12 protein-coding genes are annotated in these 16,458 nt (G+C 31.2%); 10 read left to right on the top strand and 2 right to left on the bottom strand.

The window, feature by feature from the left end; genetic code table 11:
- The first annotated feature begins 150 nt into the window (after positions 1-150).
- The 5 genes from WG945_RS11560 (at position 151) to WG945_RS11580 (ending at position 6,793) form a co-directional block, all read left to right on the top strand.
- Positions 151-2,691: a TonB-dependent receptor gene (locus WG945_RS11560; protein WP_068449151.1), complete on the top strand. Its 2,541-nt coding sequence runs from the start codon at positions 151-153 to the stop codon at positions 2,689-2,691.
- A 13-nt stretch (positions 2,692-2,704) separates the two neighbouring features.
- Complete coding sequence (locus WG945_RS11565) at positions 2,705-4,516, top strand: hypothetical protein (RefSeq protein ID WP_068449153.1); 1,812 nt, start codon at positions 2,705-2,707, stop codon at positions 4,514-4,516.
- A 94-nt stretch (positions 4,517-4,610) separates the two neighbouring features.
- Positions 4,611-5,033, top strand: coding sequence for a hypothetical protein (locus WG945_RS11570; RefSeq protein WP_068449155.1), 423 nt, complete (start codon positions 4,611-4,613; stop codon positions 5,031-5,033).
- Positions 5,034-5,076: 43 nt separating this feature from the next.
- Entirely contained in the window at positions 5,077-5,805 is a 729-nt protein-coding gene (locus WG945_RS11575; protein WP_068449157.1) for a lysophospholipid acyltransferase family protein, read from the top strand.
- Positions 5,806-5,809: 4 nt separating this feature from the next.
- Entirely contained in the window at positions 5,810-6,793 is a 984-nt protein-coding gene (locus tag WG945_RS11580) for an acyl-ACP desaturase (protein WP_068449159.1), read from the top strand.
- Positions 6,794-6,963: 170 nt separating this feature from the next.
- On the opposite strand, the gene WG945_RS11585 is transcribed toward WG945_RS11580, so the two are convergent.
- Positions 6,964-7,770, bottom strand: a complete 807-nt coding sequence (locus tag WG945_RS11585; RefSeq protein WP_068449160.1) for a nitrilase family protein — start codon at positions 7,768-7,770, stop codon at positions 6,964-6,966.
- Between the two features lie 70 nt (positions 7,771-7,840).
- Here WG945_RS11585 and WG945_RS11590 point away from each other — a divergent pair, with 70 nt between their 5' ends.
- The 4 genes from WG945_RS11590 (at position 7,841) to WG945_RS11605 (ending at position 13,601) form a co-directional block, all read left to right on the top strand.
- Positions 7,841-10,579, top strand: a complete 2,739-nt coding sequence (locus WG945_RS11590) for a PD-(D/E)XK nuclease family protein (RefSeq protein ID WP_068449163.1) — start codon at positions 7,841-7,843, stop codon at positions 10,577-10,579.
- Positions 10,580-10,704: 125 nt separating this feature from the next.
- Positions 10,705-12,039, top strand: coding sequence for an MATE family efflux transporter (locus WG945_RS11595; protein WP_068449165.1), 1,335 nt, complete (start codon positions 10,705-10,707; stop codon positions 12,037-12,039).
- Between the two features lie 229 nt (positions 12,040-12,268).
- Entirely contained in the window at positions 12,269-13,036 is a 768-nt protein-coding gene (locus WG945_RS11600) for an enoyl-CoA hydratase/isomerase family protein (RefSeq protein ID WP_068449167.1), read from the top strand.
- Between the two features lie 4 nt (positions 13,037-13,040).
- Complete coding sequence (locus WG945_RS11605) at positions 13,041-13,601, top strand: MOSC domain-containing protein (RefSeq protein WP_068449169.1); 561 nt, start codon at positions 13,041-13,043, stop codon at positions 13,599-13,601.
- Between the two features lie 99 nt (positions 13,602-13,700).
- Here WG945_RS11605 and WG945_RS11610 read toward each other — a convergent pair whose 3' ends face one another.
- Entirely contained in the window at positions 13,701-14,846 is a 1,146-nt protein-coding gene (locus WG945_RS11610; RefSeq protein WP_068449172.1) for an ATP-binding protein, read from the bottom strand.
- Between the two features lie 178 nt (positions 14,847-15,024).
- Here WG945_RS11610 and WG945_RS11615 point away from each other — a divergent pair, with 178 nt between their 5' ends.
- Positions 15,025-16,212 carry a phosphoglycerate kinase gene (locus tag WG945_RS11615; protein ID WP_068449175.1) on the top strand — a complete coding sequence of 396 codons (1,188 nt, stop codon included), beginning with the start codon at positions 15,025-15,027 and terminating at the stop codon, positions 16,210-16,212.
- The last annotated feature ends 246 nt before the right edge of the window (positions 16,213-16,458 follow it).

The raw sequence follows: 16,458 nt of genomic DNA on the forward strand, positions 1-16,458 counted from the left end.
TTTGTTGTAATAGTATAGTTTTCAGTTAAGAAAGTTTAGTTTTATTGCCTAAGGTGTCTTAAATTTTTGTTAAAGCTTAACATTAACTTAACATTAAACGTCTGTAAAAAGAGGAATTTTGCAGAACATTTAATAATATAAAATTAAACAATGAGAAATTTTAAAAACTTATTATTTGTAGCTCTACTTTTAGTAACGGCTACTGTTTTAGGACAAACTAAAATTACTGGTAAAGTTGTAGATGATACAAACCAACCTTTACCAGGCGCAAGTGTTGTTGTAAAAGGTACAACAAACGGAACATCAACAGATTTTGATGGAAAATTTACGTTAACGGCAGATGCTAATTCTGGCACTATCGTTATTTCTTTTATTGGTTTTAATAAGAGAGAGGTTTCTTTTTCTTCTGCAAAAGCTGATTTAAAAACGATTAAGTTAACAGAAGATGCTGGCGCTTTAGATGAAATAGTTGTTACTGCAACTTCTTTTGCTATTGGTAGAAAAACTCCAGTTGCAGTGTCTACAGTAAAAGCTGCAGATATTGAAGCGAAGTTAGGAAGTCAAGAATTTCCTGAAATTTTAAAATCTACTCCAGGAGTATATGCTACTAAACAAGGTGGTGGTTACGGAGATGGAGACATTAACTTACGTGGGTTTAGAACTCAAAACATTGCTGTAATGATTAACGGTATTCCTGTTAATGATATGGAAAACGGAGCGGTATATTGGTCTAACTGGGCTGGTTTATCAGATGTTACTTCTGCAATGCAAGTGCAAAGAGGTTTAGGTGCTTCTAAAGTAGCTGTGCCTTCTATTGGTGGTACAATTAACATTATTTCTAAATCTACTGATGCAATAAAAGGTGGAGCAGTAACAATGAGTACTGGTAATAATGGATATCAAAAATATGGTATGACTTTATCTACAGGAATGATGGATAATGGTTTTGCTGTTACAGCATCTGCTTCTAAAGTTTCTGGTGAAGGATATGTAGACGGATTACAATTTGAAGGAACTAATTACTTCTTAAATGTTTCTAAACAAATTAATGATAATCATAAATTGTCTTTTAATGCTATTGGAACAATTCAAGAACACGGACAAAGATTTAACAGAAGAACTATTGCTGAGTATAGAGCAACAGAACAAGGTGGAAAAAGATTTAATCCAGATTGGGGTTATAGAGACGGTCAAGTAGAAAACTCTTCATTTAACTCTTATCACAAACCTCAGTTATCTGTAAATTATGACTGGACAATTTCTGATAAAACATTTTTAACTACATCTGTTTATGCATCTTTTGGTTCAGGTGGAGGTAGAAGAACTCAAGGAACAAAATTTACAAACAATGATTATAGATTAGGAGATATAGATCAACCAATCGATTTTGATTTAATTGTAGCAGAAAATAAAGCGAGTGGAGCTAATGGAGCAACAGATATTTTTGCTTCTTCAGAAAACTCTCATGAATGGTATGGTATTTTATCAACATTAAAAACAGACTTAACAGAAACACTTACTTTTTCTGGAGGTATAGATGCAAGAGATTATGTTGGTTCTCACTGGTATGAAGTAACAGATCTTTTAGGTGGAGAATATTTCTATAATGATGATCTTGAAGAAAAAACAGGAGGTCAAGCATTAAAAGTAGGAGATCGTTTTTCTAAAGATTATGATGGTCATGTTGGTAGATATGGTTTATTTGCACAATTAGAATATAGTAAAAATGACTTATCTGTATTTTTCTCATCTGCAGTATCTAACTCTGTATATAGTAAAGTAGATAGAATGTCTTATGGTGCTGAAAATAGAGAGTCAGAATCAGCAGATTTCTTAGGATACAGTACAAAAGCAGGTGCTAACTTTAATATTGATGACGCACAAAATGTATTTGGTAATATTGGATATTTCTCAAGAGCTCCAATTTTTGACAATATATTTGATAGTGATTATTCTGTAGATTTATATGACGGAGCATTAAACGAAAAAGTATTTAGTGTAGAATTAGGATATGGTTTTAAATCACAAATGTTTTCTGCAAACGTTAACTTATATAACACTTCTTGGTTAGATAGATTTATGACTTTTAGTCTTCCTGGAGCAAGTGGAGAAGTAATTACATCTAATGTAACTGGCTTAGACGCTTTACACCAAGGTTTAGAAATAGATTTCTTATTTAAGCCAATCGAAAAATTAGCTATTACAGGTATGGCTTCTTTAGGAAACTGGAGATGGAAAGATAATGCATCTGCAACTACGTTTGATGAAGCTACTGGAGACATTATATCTAGTGGAACAGTTTATGCAAAAGATTTAAAAGTATCTAATGCTGCACAAACAACTTTTGCTTTAGGTCTTAAATATGATTTATTAGATAAAACAAGTGTTTCTTTAGATTATAATTACGCTGGAGACAATTATGCTACTATGAATGTTACATCTAGAACAGATGAGGCTGATAGCGGAATTGACACTTGGAAAATGCCTAACTTTCATTTATTTGATTTAGGACTTAGACATGGTTTCGAAATAGCTGGTTTATCTTCTACGTTAAATGCAAATGTGAATAACCTTTTTAATGTAGAATACATTTCAAATGCAAACAACGGTTCAAACTCAAACTATGATACTGCACAAGTTTATTATGGAGCAGGAAGAACGTTTAGTTTAGGATTAAAAGTTAAATTTTAGAAAAACATAAAGAATGAAAAAAATACTTTTATTATTAACAGTTTTTTCAATGGTTTTCACTTCTTGTGATCCATTAGAAGATATATATGAAGAAGTTGATGCTAATGCATCTGGTATTGTTGGAGATGTAGTATTTACACTTACTGATGAAGATTATGAAACTTTAGACTTGTCTTATGGTAGTTTTAACTCAGAAGATGAAGCAAAAGAAGCTTTACCTGGTTTTTTATCTGGTAAATACCCAGTTTGGGGAAAAGGTTCTGCTGCATTAGTTTCATATGATTTATATGTAGGAAACGCTTTTTCTGTAGATAACTATACTTTAAGCTTAGAAGATTATGCAACTAGCGGAAGTACTTTATTAGGTTTCGAATCTACTGCAACACCAGCAGATTATTTAGTAGATATTATTACTAGTCAATATGCTACAGCTGATGAAGGAGATTATGTATCTGCTTATTATGATCAATATACTGGAGGTGCATTTACTGTAACTCCAACAGTTTCTTTAGATGAAAATTTAGATTACGGTACAACTGCTGGAGATTTAACCACTGTTTCTGGTGGTGCTTGGGCTAGTCATAATGGAACTCCTAATCAATTATTATACTCAACTGATGGTTTGACAATGGATGATTATCCTTCCTCTAGTATTGGAGGCGCCTTAGCAATATCTTCTTCTGGTTCAGAAGATATTAATACAGCTATTTCTTCAGAATTAACTTCAAATAAAATATATTCTAGTGCTTTAATAAAATTAAGTGAAGTTGGTAATGGTACTTATTTTTTCCATTTAATGGAAGATGCCGGAACTTTTGTTTTTTCTGCAAGAACTGGTGCAAAAAGCGATGGTAATGGAAAAGTATTATTTGGTATTGGGGCAAGTTCAAGTTCATTAACTTACGGAACAACAGCTTACGAATTAGATACTACTTATCTTTTAGTAACTTCTTATGAAGTAGAAACAGGTATTGCAAATTTATATGTATTAACGTCTGTTACAGATACAGAGCCAACTACTCCAGAAGCAACAAATACAGGTAATGCAGGTAATACTGCTAAAAACATAGCTATCCGTCAGGGTGGTGGTGGACCATCTGCAGTAATTGATGGGATCCGTGTTGCTAACACTTGGTCTTCTATTATGAGTAATGAAACTTTAGAAGATGAAACTGTAGGTAATAAAGAAACGTATAATGCAATTTATACTTATACTGGTGGTGCTTGGGCATTGCCATCTGATAATGGTTTTTACTCAGTAACAGATGCTGATTTTGCTTCAATGTCAATTGAGAATTTTGGAAGTTCAACTTCTGCAGATGATTATTTACCAGCATTTTTAAATATTAAATTTCCTTATGCAAAAAATGGAGATGTTTTAAATGTATTGTATAAATATGTTTCTAGTTCAAGTGGAGCTCAAACTCGTGGTGATGCTTATACAAAAACAGATGGTGTTTGGATGGCACATGAGTCTACAACAGTTGCTTCTTTACAGTTAGCACATGACGGTGCTAATTGGGTACCAGACAATACTATTAAATATGAATTAGTTGATGCAGATTATACATTAATTAAAGATACGTATGGAGCAAATCCAGATTTTGCAGCTGCTGTTGCAAACTTAGATACTTATGGTAACATCAGTACTTTTAACTGGACTGATGAGCAAATTGACACTGTAATTAATACAGTAATTAATGCGCACTTCTCAGGTATGGAAGAAGGACAAAAATTTGCAATTACAGTTTTTGTTTATAACGGTTCTGCTCAAAATGTAGTTTACAGATATGTTTTAAATGGAGGTACATACGTAAGAGATTAAATTTTTCTTACATAAATTCTAAAAACCACCTCAATTGAGGTGGTTTTTTTATTATTAAAATTAGTAACTTTACAGCTTTAAAAATCTTTATATAATGAAAGACATACATTCTTATTGGGCATACCTTGTTTTAGCAATTTTAATTTTTACAGTTGTAAATGCAATCATCGGATTAAAACAAAAAAAAGAGTTTACAGATAAAGATCTAAGATTAGGTTTGTTTACCCTTATTGTATCTCATATACAGTTACTAATTGGTTTAGGATGGTATTTTATGTCGCCTTGGTATAAAACCTTAAAAGCTAACGGAAGTGAAGTTATGGGAGACAAAGCAGTAAGGCTTTTAGCAGTAGAACACCCATTAATGATGGTTATTGCTATTGTTTTCATTACAATAGGTTGGTCTAAACATAAAAAGAAAACAGAAGACGTTGCAAAGTTTAAAACGTTTGCAATCTTTTACGGTATTGCTTTATTATTGATTCTTTCTAGAATCCCTTGGAGTAACTGGTTATAGTAACGATTATTCTTATGTAAATAAGAATCTATATTAGATTTAAATGAAAATTTTAAGCTACATAATATCACCAATTTTCATATTGGTGTTTTTTTTAAGTCTACTCATATTTCATCCATTGCAATGGTTGGGGTTAAAGTTGTTTGGATATAAAGGACATCAGTTGGTAGTAGACTATATGAACTGGTTTTTATCTAAGACACTTTTAATTTTAGGAGTCGTTGTAAGGGTAGAGAATAAGCATAAGTTACCAGAAGACTGTTCGCTAGTTTTTGTTTCTAATCATCAAAGTATGTTTGATATTTCGCCAATTAGTTGGGCGTTTAGAAAACACCATCCAAAATTTGTATCTAAAAAAGAGTTAGGTAAAGGCATACCAAGTATTTCATTTAACCTAAGACATGGCGGTGCAGCATTAATAGATAGAAAAGATCCAAAACAAGCAATTTCTGCTTTAATAGCCTTTTCTAAACGGATAAAAGAAAATAAATGGGGAGCTGTTATTTTTCCGGAAGGAACAAGAAGTAGAGACGGTAAACCAAAACAATTTGCAATAAACGGTCTAAAAGTAATCACTAAAGTCAATAAAGAGGGCTATATTGTGCCGATTACCATAAATAATTCGTGGAAAATTTTTAAATACGGAAAATTTCCATTAGGTTTAGGTAATCCAATTATATTTACTGTTCATCAACCTGTAAAAATAAATTCTTTACCTTTTGATGAATTATTAGAAAAAACAGAATCAGTTATTAAAGAACACATAAAATAAAGATATGTCTATACATAACGTAAGAAAAGAAGTGATGCTAACTTTAGAAAAAAGTATGGATCGTTTCATGGAAAAATATTTAATCCCTGCAGAAAAAATCTGGCAGCCAACAGATTTTTTACCTAATTCTCAAAAAGATTCTTTTATTACTGAAGTAGAGGAAATTAGAGAATTATCTAAAGAATTGCATGACGATTTTTGGGTTGTTCTAGTAGGAGATACTATTACAGAAGAAGCATTACCAACATACGAATCTTGGTTATTAGATTTAGACGGAGTTTCTCAAGACCCAGATAATAGTTGGGCAAAATGGGTAAGAACCTGGACAGCAGAAGAAAACAGACATGGAGATGTTTTAAACAAATACTTGTATTTATCTGGACGTGTAAATATGCGTGAAGTAGAAATTTCTACACAACATTTAATTGCAGATGGTTTTGATATTGGTACTTCTACAGATCCATATAAAAACTTTGTGTACACAAGTTTCCAAGAATTAGCAACCTACGTTTCTCATAACAATGTAGCTAAAATTGCACGTAAAAAAGGACACAAAGCTTTGGCTAAAATGTCTAAAATTATTGCAGGAGATGAAATGCGTCATCATAAAGCATATACAGAATTTGTAAAAGAAATCTTTAAAATAGACCCGAGTGAAATGATGTTGGCTTTTCATCACATGATGAAATATAAAATTGTAATGCCAGCAATGCATTTAAGACAGTCTTTTGAAACAAAAGGTAGTTTATTTGATGATTTTTCTATCGTTGCGCAAAGAGTAGGTGTTTATACAGGCTTCGATTATGTAGATATCTTAAGAAAGTTAAATGAAGCTTGGGAAATTGATAAAATTACAAATCTTACGCCAGAAGCAGAAAAAGCAAGAGATTATTTAATGAAATTACCAGACAGAATGCAGCGAATTACAGAAAGAATTGTAGTTCCACAAACAGATTTTAAATTTAAATGGATGTTGAATCCTAGTTAGTATTAGAAGCGATTTCTTGTTATCATTACGTAGTTTTTTGAAAAAAAGAGTAGCGTTAATTAGAGTTGAACTTTTTTTATGCATAATTCATAAAAAGACCTTTCTGTTTACATGCAGAAAGGTCTTTTTTTTGTTGATAAAATTCACCTGTTTTTAAGTTGTTAGTATTGTTATGAATCAATACTAAAAGTATCCATATCATTTAAAAAACCCATTTTTTTTCGAATACGATCTTGATCTGTTTTAAGTAAAGTTGCAGTTATATTTCCAATTTCATTGTTTTGTAAGAAAGAAAGTTCTTCACCTAAAAAATCAACTACTAAAGAATTTCCAGAATACACATAACTGTTAGCATCTTTACCAGTTCTGTTTACACCAATAACATAACTCATATTTTCTATTGCACGCGCTTTTAAAAGTGTATCCCAAGCTTTAATTCGAGTAACAGGCCAATTTGCCATAAAAATTAAAAGATCATAATTTTCTGCATTTCTAGCCCAAATAGGAAAACGTAAATCATAACAAATTAACGGACAAATTTTCCATCCTTTATAATTTACAATTAGTTTTTCTGTTCCAGAAGTATATATTTTATCTTCTCCTGCTAAGGTAAAAGAATGTCGTTTGTTATAGGTTTCAATTTTTGCAGAAGGATGTACAAAAACCAGACGATTGTAATATTTTTTGTCACCTTGAGCGCAGTCGAAAGGTCTTTCGTATATCACTAAGCTACCACAAATGGCTATATCGTTTTCTACCGCCATTTTTTGCATCCAAGAAACAGTGTTTCCATCCATGTTTTCTGCAACTTTTTCGGGGTGCATCGTAAAACCAGAAGTAAACATTTCTGGTAATACCACAAGATCTACATTCTTAGAAAGTGCATTTATTTTTTCTTCAAAAAAAGCAAGGTTTTTGTCTGGGGTTTCCCAAACTAAATCAGCCTGAATACCAACAATGTTTAATTCGTTTTTCATCAAAAAATAATTTAATGATTAAAGATGTATAAAAGTAAGTTTTTGTAATTTAGAAATCCAAAAAAATGCTATGCAATCTTTTATTTCTACTACAATAGAGACTATTTTAAAAACAACAGAATCTTTTGAAGATGTGATCTTTGTACTTCCGTCTCAAAGAGCAAAAGTCTTTGTGAAACAAACCTTTAAAGATAAAATTACTGTTGGTTTTCTGCCAGAAATTATAAATGTAGAGCAGTTTATCAACAAAATTTCAGGAATAGAGAAAGCAGATAGCATTCAATTATTATTTCATTTTTACACTATTTACAAAGGTATAGAGAAAGAACCCGTAACTTTTGATGTCTTTGCATCTTGGGCTTTTACGGTTATTCAAGACTTTAATGAGATAGATCAACACTTAATAGAAACAAAGGATATCTTTCATTATTTAAGAGATATTCAGCGTTTAAAAAAGTGGTCTGTAGAAGGAGAGTTTCAAGAAACAGAATTGATGAAAGATCATTATTTGTTTCTAGAAAAGTTAAACACGTATTACAACGCTTTTTATCAATTCTTAAAAGAAAACAACATAGGATATCAAGGTTTAATTTATAGAGAATCTTGTGAAAAAATAGACTCATTTTTAGAAAAAAATACTCATAAAAAATTCTTTTTTATCGGTTTTAACGCCTTAAACGCAGCTGAAGAATTATTGTTTCAAAAAGTTTTAGAAAGTGGTAATTCAGAAATTTATTGGGATATTGATGAAGTCTTTTTTAAATCGAATCATCAAGCAGGTAAATTTATTAGAAGGTATAAAAAGGAATGGAGATATTATGAGAAAAATGACATCAAAACTTTAGGAGATACGTTTTCTGCACCTAAAAATATTGAAGTTATTGGAGCTTCTAAAAACACCACTCAAATTAAATATGCAGGTGAAATTTTAGAAAAAATCACAGATTTTAAAAATACTGCATTGGTTTTAGCTGATGAAACCTTATTGCCAATTACGTTAAATTCTTTGCCTAAAAACATCAATGCAATTAATATTACCATGGGATATCCGTTAAAAGATGTGCCTACAACGAATTTGCTATTTTCTATATTTCAACTGTTTGTTTCTCAAGATAAATTGCAGAAAACAATCGTAAATGAGTTCTATTATAAAGATGTAATTCGGTTTTTAAAGCATCAATCTATTTACAGATTAATTCCAGAAATAGATGCGTTTTCAGACAATATAGCAAAGCATAACCAGACATTTATCAATCAAAATGATATTCATAAATTATTAGAAAATTCAGAAGAAGCTTTAAAACAAGTATTGGTTTCAATATTTAGTTCTTATGCTTCTGTAGATGAATTTATAGACAGAATTTTAAACCTAATAGATTATTTAAAAGAAGATATTAGCGATTTAGAAAAAGAATATTTATTTAGATTTTATACCACATTTACGCAGTTAAAAACCTTACAAAATGAGTTTAAATACTTCCCAGATTTAAAAACATTAGCACTCTTTTTTAGACAATTAATTTCTTCAGAAAGTTTATCATTTCAAGGAGAACCATTAAGAGGTTTACAGTTAATGGGAATGTTAGAAACACGTGTTTTAGATTTTGAAAACATTATTTTAGTTTCTACAGACGAAGGCGTTTTACCCGCTAGTAGTCAACAAAATTCTTTTATTCCTTTTGATGTTAAGGTAGAATTTGGTTTGCCAACTTATAGAGAAAAAGATGCTATTTTTTCGTATCACTTTTTTAGATTAATGCAAAGAGCAAAAAATGTTTTTATTATTTATAATACAGAACACGATGTTTTAGGTAGTGGAGAAAAAAGTAGGTTTGTTACGCAATTAGAAATGATGCGAACAGATGTTATTCAAAAAACCGTTGCTCCAAAAGTAGTGAACCAAAAAATTGCACTGAAAGAAATTAAAAAGGACGAAACCGTTTTAGAAAAGCTACAAGAATTGGCTGTAAAAGGAATTTCTCCTTCGGCTTTAACCAATTATTTATACAATCCAATTTCGTTTTACAAACAAAAAATCATCAAATTAAAAGAGTTTGAAGATGTAGAAGAAACTGTTGCTTATAATACCTTAGGAACAGTTGTTCACGAGACGTTAGATGAATTGTATACACCATATGTAGAGCAGTTTTTACAAGTTGAAGATATTGATCTGATGCAAAAAAAATCGAAAGATTTAGTAGTAAAACATTTTAAAGAAGCATTTAAAAACGGAGATATTTCTACAGGTAGAAATCGTTTAATTTTTGAAGTAGCCAACCGATTTGTCAATAATTTCTTAGCACAAGAAAAAGAGTTGTTAAAAGATAAAAACAATCAATTAAAGATTCTTGCAACGGAAGAAAATTTATCCGCAGAGATAGAAATTGAAGGCATTGATTTTCCTATAAAAATTCATGGTCAAGTAGATCGAGTAGACGAGTTAAACGGTGTTTTACGTATTATAGATTATAAAACGGGCATGGTTAGTAGTGGTGATTTACGAGTCGTAGAATTCGACAAATTAAGAGAAAAAGAGCAGCATAAAGCCATTCAGGTATTGTTATATGCTTATCTGTACACCAAAAGCAAAAAATACAATTTTAACAAACCTTTAGAAGGCGGTATTTATTCTTTTAAGAATTTAAATAGTGGTTTTTTATCAATTAACTTTTCATCGAACTATAGAAAACCAGATGTAGAAATCACCGAAGATAAATTAGAAGAATTTATTGTTGAGATAAAAACATATATTAAAGAGATGTATACCTTAGATATAGATTTTATTGAACCCGCAGATTTAAAATATTAAAAGAATTCTTTGGGCGTTACCACAAGGGTCAGGCTTTCCGTTACAAGTCCTCGTTCGTACCTCACTGTGGGCTTTTCACTGCAATCCTTAACGCAAATGTAATTACCTTTGCAAAAAATAATTTTTTGAGCACAAATATTACTTTAAAGAAGATTAATAAGTTAGCAATTCCTGCTTTAATTGCAGGTATTGCAGAACCACTGTTATCTATTACAGACACGGCAATTATTGGAAATATATCTGAAAATGCAACAGAAAGTTTAGCCGCTGTTGGTATTGTAGGCGCATTTATTTCTATGTTAATTTGGGTTTTCGGACAAATTAGAAGCGCCATTTCTTCTATTGTTTCGCAATATGTAGGCGCTAACAAATTAGACGAAGTAAAAGGGCTACCAGCACAAGCAATTGCTATTGTAGTTCTTGGTAGTTTAATAATATTGGCAATTTCGTATCCGTTTGCAAAACAAATTTTTCAATTTTATAATGCATCCGGAACCGTTTTAGAATATTGTGTTACTTACTTTAAAATACGAATTTTCGGATTTCCATTTTCGCTTTTTGTATTTGCCGTTTTTGGAATTTTTAGAGGTTTACAAAACACTTATTATCCTATGATCATTGCAATTATAGGTGCTTTGTTAAATGTTTTTTTAGATATTATACTCGTATATGGAATTGAGGGTTACATACCAGCCATGAATATAGAAGGAGCTGCGTATGCAAGTGTTATTGCACAAATTACCATGGCAATTATCGCATTGGTTATGTTGATAAAAAAAACACCTATTTCTTTAAAAATAGGGTTGCCCTTTCATAATGAAGTTCCTCGATTGTTAGGAATGATAGGAAACCTTTTTATAAGAACAATTGCTTTAAACACCGCTTTATATTTTGCAACTTCCTATGCAACAGATTACGGTAAAGAATATATTGCAGCCTATACAATTGGTATTAATATTTGGTTACTTGGTGCATTTATGGTAGATGGCTATTCTAGTGCAGGAAATATATTGTCAGGAAAATTTTTAGGAGCAAAAGATTATAGTTCTTTGGTAACACTAAGTAATAAGCTTTTAAAATATGGTTTGGCAACGGGAGTAGTGATTGGTTTGATTGGTTTTGTTTTTTATAATTTTATTGGTCAAATTTTCACAAAAGACCCAGCTGTTTTAGAACAGTTTTATCATGTTTTTTGGATTGTTTTAGTAACGCAACCTATTAGTGCTATTACTTTTATTTTTGATGGAATGTTTAAAGGAATGGGAGAAATGAAATATCTTAGAAATCTTTTAATTCTTTCTACAGGATTGGTTTTTATACCTACATTATTAGTTTTTGATTATTTCGATTTAAAACTAGTTGCAATTTGGATTGCATTCACTCTTTGGATGGTTGCGAGAGGATTGCCATTAATTATTAGGTTTAGAAATAAGTTTATACCGTTGGCAGAACATAATTAGTTTGTGTTGTCATTTCTAGGAACGAAGCAATCTTTTAAATTAGCATTCTAAATAAACAGATTACTTCGTTCTATCGTCCTCGTAATGACAGTATGTTTGTCATTGCTAGGAACGAAGCAATCTCTTAAAATTGTAGTTGCAAATAATAAGATTACTTCAATCGTTCCTCATTCGTAATGACTGCTTGCTTTTAAGAATTAAACCTTATTTTTACTAAAAATTCATTTACATGAGCACTACAAGACAAAACGGAAGTTTATATACCAACATTCAAAATAAGATTGCAACGATAGAGTTTGGACATCCTGCAAGTAATTCTTTTCCTAGTGAATTGTTAGACAGATTAACCAAAGAGTTGATTTCTGTAGGGAAAAATGAAGAAGTTTCTATTATTATTTTAAAGTCTGAAGGAGAAAAAGCATTTTGTGCGGGTGCTTCTTTTGATGAGTTAGTGGCTATTTCTAGCTTAGAAGATGGAAAACAGTTTTTCTCAGGTTTTGCAAACGTACTAAATGCCATGAGAACTTGTGGTAAATTAATTATTGGTCGTGTTCAAGGAAAAACAGTTGGTGGTGGAGTAGGTTTGGCCGCAGCGTGCGATTATGTTTTGGCAACCGAAAGTGCAGCTATAAAATTATCTGAATTTACCATAGGAATAGGGCCTTTTGTAATTGAGCCTGCAGTAACTCGTAAAATAGGCGTTTCTGGAACAGCGGAATTAACGTTAGATGCAACTAGTTGGAAAAACGCATATTGGGCAAAAGAAAATGGGTTGTATGCTAAGGTTTTTGAATCTCAAAGTGAATTAGATAAAGAGGTGGAATTATTGTCAGAAAAACTGGCTTCTTACAATCCTGTAGCTTTATTAGAAATGAAAAAAGCATTGTGGCAAGGAACTGAAAATTGGACTGATTTACTAGCCGAAAGAGCTGCTGTTTCTGGTGAGTTAGTTTTATCAGAATTTACAAAACAAGCATTGTCAAAATTTAAAAAATAAGAGTGTGAAAATCATTTCAACAAATATTGGGGAACGACAAGAAATAGATTACAAAGGAACTTTAGTTACTACGGGTATTTTTAAGTATAGCGTTGCGCATCCTATTTTTTTAAATGTAGAAGATGTAAAAGGAGATGCTATTTGCGATAGAGAGAATCATGGAGGTGTTTTACAAGCAGTTTATGGTTATTCTTTAAAGCATTATGAATATTGGAAAACGGTGTACCCAAAGGTAGATTTTGAAATGGGTATTTTTGGAGAAAATTTAACCATTGATGATATTGATGAAACTAAAATTCATCAAGGTGATACTTTTAAAGTAGGTGACACCATTTTAGAAGCAACAGTACAGAGAGATCCTTGTTATAAATTAGGTGTTCGTTTTAATAATATGAGCATTGTAAAAAAGTTTTGGAAAACTACTTTTTGTGGTGTTTATTTTAAAGTTTTACAAACAGGTTCTGTAAAGGCTGGTGACGAGTTTATTCAAATAAAAAGTTGCCCGGAAAACCCAACAATTGCAGACTTATTTGTTGCAAAAAGAATTCTAAACGGAATTAAATAATAGTTAGCAAACAAGTTTAGCCCAGATTGAGCGGTTTGTTTGAGCTCTTTTTTATCATTTTTTATGGTAAAAAAAGCGAGTAGCGAAAGCTGGAAATAGCTACGAAACCGTTTCTTCTTTTTTATGTAAAAAACGAGTCAGTTTCATGGATAAATCTAATAAAATAATCTTCGGATTTCCGTTTCTTTCTATATGATACATCGCATCATTTAACTCTTTTTCTATGTCTAAAATATTTCCAGAATGTACAAAAGGAGCGAATTTAGAGAGATTGAACCCGGTTTTAGATTCCATAAAAACCAAGTTTTCCGATTTATAATTCAACAACATTGCTTGTCTAAAAAACTGTAAACAATAGTCTAAAAAACGCTTTTGAGTTTCACGTCCGGTTTTAGCAATAGTGTCAGACCATTCAATCAATTGTTGCACAACGGAAGCATTTCCTTTGGCTTTAAAAGCAGTTCTAATCCAAGCAATAAACCATTCTTCAAAAACAAGATCACTAGAATCGTTTTGTAATAATTGCAATGCTTTATTGAAATTTCCCTCTGCTTGATGCGCAATTTTAGTCGCATTATTTTCAGAAACCTGATGATTTACAACAAGTGCTTTAGAAATATCTTGCTCGCTCAATGCAGGGAAATGTAAAGCCTGACAACGAGATTTTATGGTGTTTATAATCTGACCTTCATTTTCTGTAATTAAAATAAAAACCGTTTTTTCTGGTGGTTCTTCAATTAACTTTAGCAATTTATTAGCTGCAGCAATGTTCATTTTTTCTGCCATCCAAATAATCATCACCTTAAAACCACCCTCGTAACTTTTAAGGCGTAGTTTTTTTACAACTTCTTCTGCCTCATCAACACCAATAATTCCTTGTTTATTTTCTACACCAATATGTTGTAGCCAATTAAACAAACTTCCGTAAGCTTGTGTTGCTATAAAACTTCTCCAGTCTTCTAAAAACAAACTACTTACTGGGTGTTTTTTTACGTTATCATTAGAAGTTACAGGATAGGTAAAATGTAAATCTGGGTGTTGTAATTTGTCGCATTTTAAGTTACAGACGTCCGCATTGTCAGAAAAATTACACAACAAAAACTGTGCGTAGGCAATTGCCATTGGCAAAGTTCCACTTCCTTCTTTACCCACAAATAATTGCGCGTGTGGTATTCTGCCGTTTTCCGCAGATACTTTTAAGTGTTTTTTAATATGTTCTTGTCCGATAATTTGGTTGAAAAGCATGGGCAAATATAAAATTTGTTTGCCATTAATCCATCAATTTTAGAAGGCAATCTTTTTTAAGAGAGAATTTATAGAAAGAGTAGTATTTGTCTTCGCAAACGTTGTATTAAATTTTAGGATTTACATTTCAAAAAGTTTAAATAATTCGGTATTTTTGTTGAAAATACAATAATAAAAGATGAAAACATTAAAAGATTTTAATTTCAAGAATAAGAAGGCGTTAATCCGTGTAGATTTTAACGTGCCTTTAAATGATAAATTTGAAGTAACAGATGCTACCAGAATTCAAGCTGCAAAATCTACTATTATAGATATTTTAGAGCAAGAAGGAAGCTGTGTTTTAATGTCGCATTTAGGACGTCCAAAAGGTTTTCAAGATGAATTTTCTTTAGGTCATATTGTAGAAAAAGCAACTGAAATTTTAGGAGTTAAGGTAAAGTTTGTTGCAGATTGTATTGGTGCTAAAGCAGAAGAAGCTGTAGCGAATTTACAGTCTGGAGAAATTTTGTTATTAGAAAATTTACGTTTCTATGAAGAAGAGAAAAAAGGAGATGTTGCATTTGCTGAGAAATTATCAAAATTTGGTGATGTTTATGTAAACGATGCTTTTGGTACTGCACACAGAGCACATGCATCAACAACTATTATTGCTCAGTTTTTTCCAGAAAACAAATGTTTTGGAAACTTATTAGCAAGAGAAATAGAAAGTATAGATAAAGTATTAAACAATTCTGAAAGACCAGTTTTAGCAATTTTAGGAGGTGCAAAAGTATCATCTAAAATTACTGTAATTGAAAACATTTTAGACAAAGTAGACCACTTAATTATTGGTGGTGGAATGAGTTTTACTTTTGTAAAAGCACAAGGAGGAAAGATTGGAAACTCTATTTGTGAAGATGATAAAATGGAATTAGCTTTAGATATCTTAAAGCAAGCAAAAGAAAAAGGAGTTGAAGTACATATTCCTGTTGATGTGATTGCTGCAGATGATTTTTCTAATGATGCAAATACACAAGAATTAGATATTAATGAAATTCCTGATGGTTGGGAAGGAGTTGATGCTGGACCAAAATCTAGAGAGATTTTTGATACAGTTGTAAACAAGTGTAAAACAATTTTATGGAACGGACCTTTAGGGGTTTTTGAAATGGAATCTTTTGCAGGTGGAACAATTGCTCTTGGTAATTCTATTGATAAGGCAACCAAAAACGGAGCATTCTCTTTAGTTGGAGGTGGAGATTCTGTTGCAGCTGTTAAACAATTTGGTTTTGCAGATAAAGTAAGTTATGTTTCTACTGGTGGTGGTGCTATGTTAGAAATGTTAGAAGGTAAAACGTTACCAGGAATTGAAGCTATTTTAAAATAAGCGTTTAACTGTTTATTTGATTAATCGTGTAATTGTTTAATAGACATTTACATTTTTAAATCATATTTCAGATTCCAATTAACATTTAAGATGTTAAACTGAGCTTGTCTAAGTTTCATTTTAAAATATAAATTTATTAATAAGCGTGTAATTGTAAAATTACACGCTTATTGTTTTATAGAAGAATATATTATAATTTCGCGGTCAGTTTTTGTTCAATTACACAAATAAACAATTACACGTTTA

This window comes from Polaribacter atrinae, assembly GCF_038023995.1.
In the GTDB taxonomy this organism is placed as follows: domain Bacteria; phylum Bacteroidota; class Bacteroidia; order Flavobacteriales; family Flavobacteriaceae; genus Polaribacter; species Polaribacter atrinae.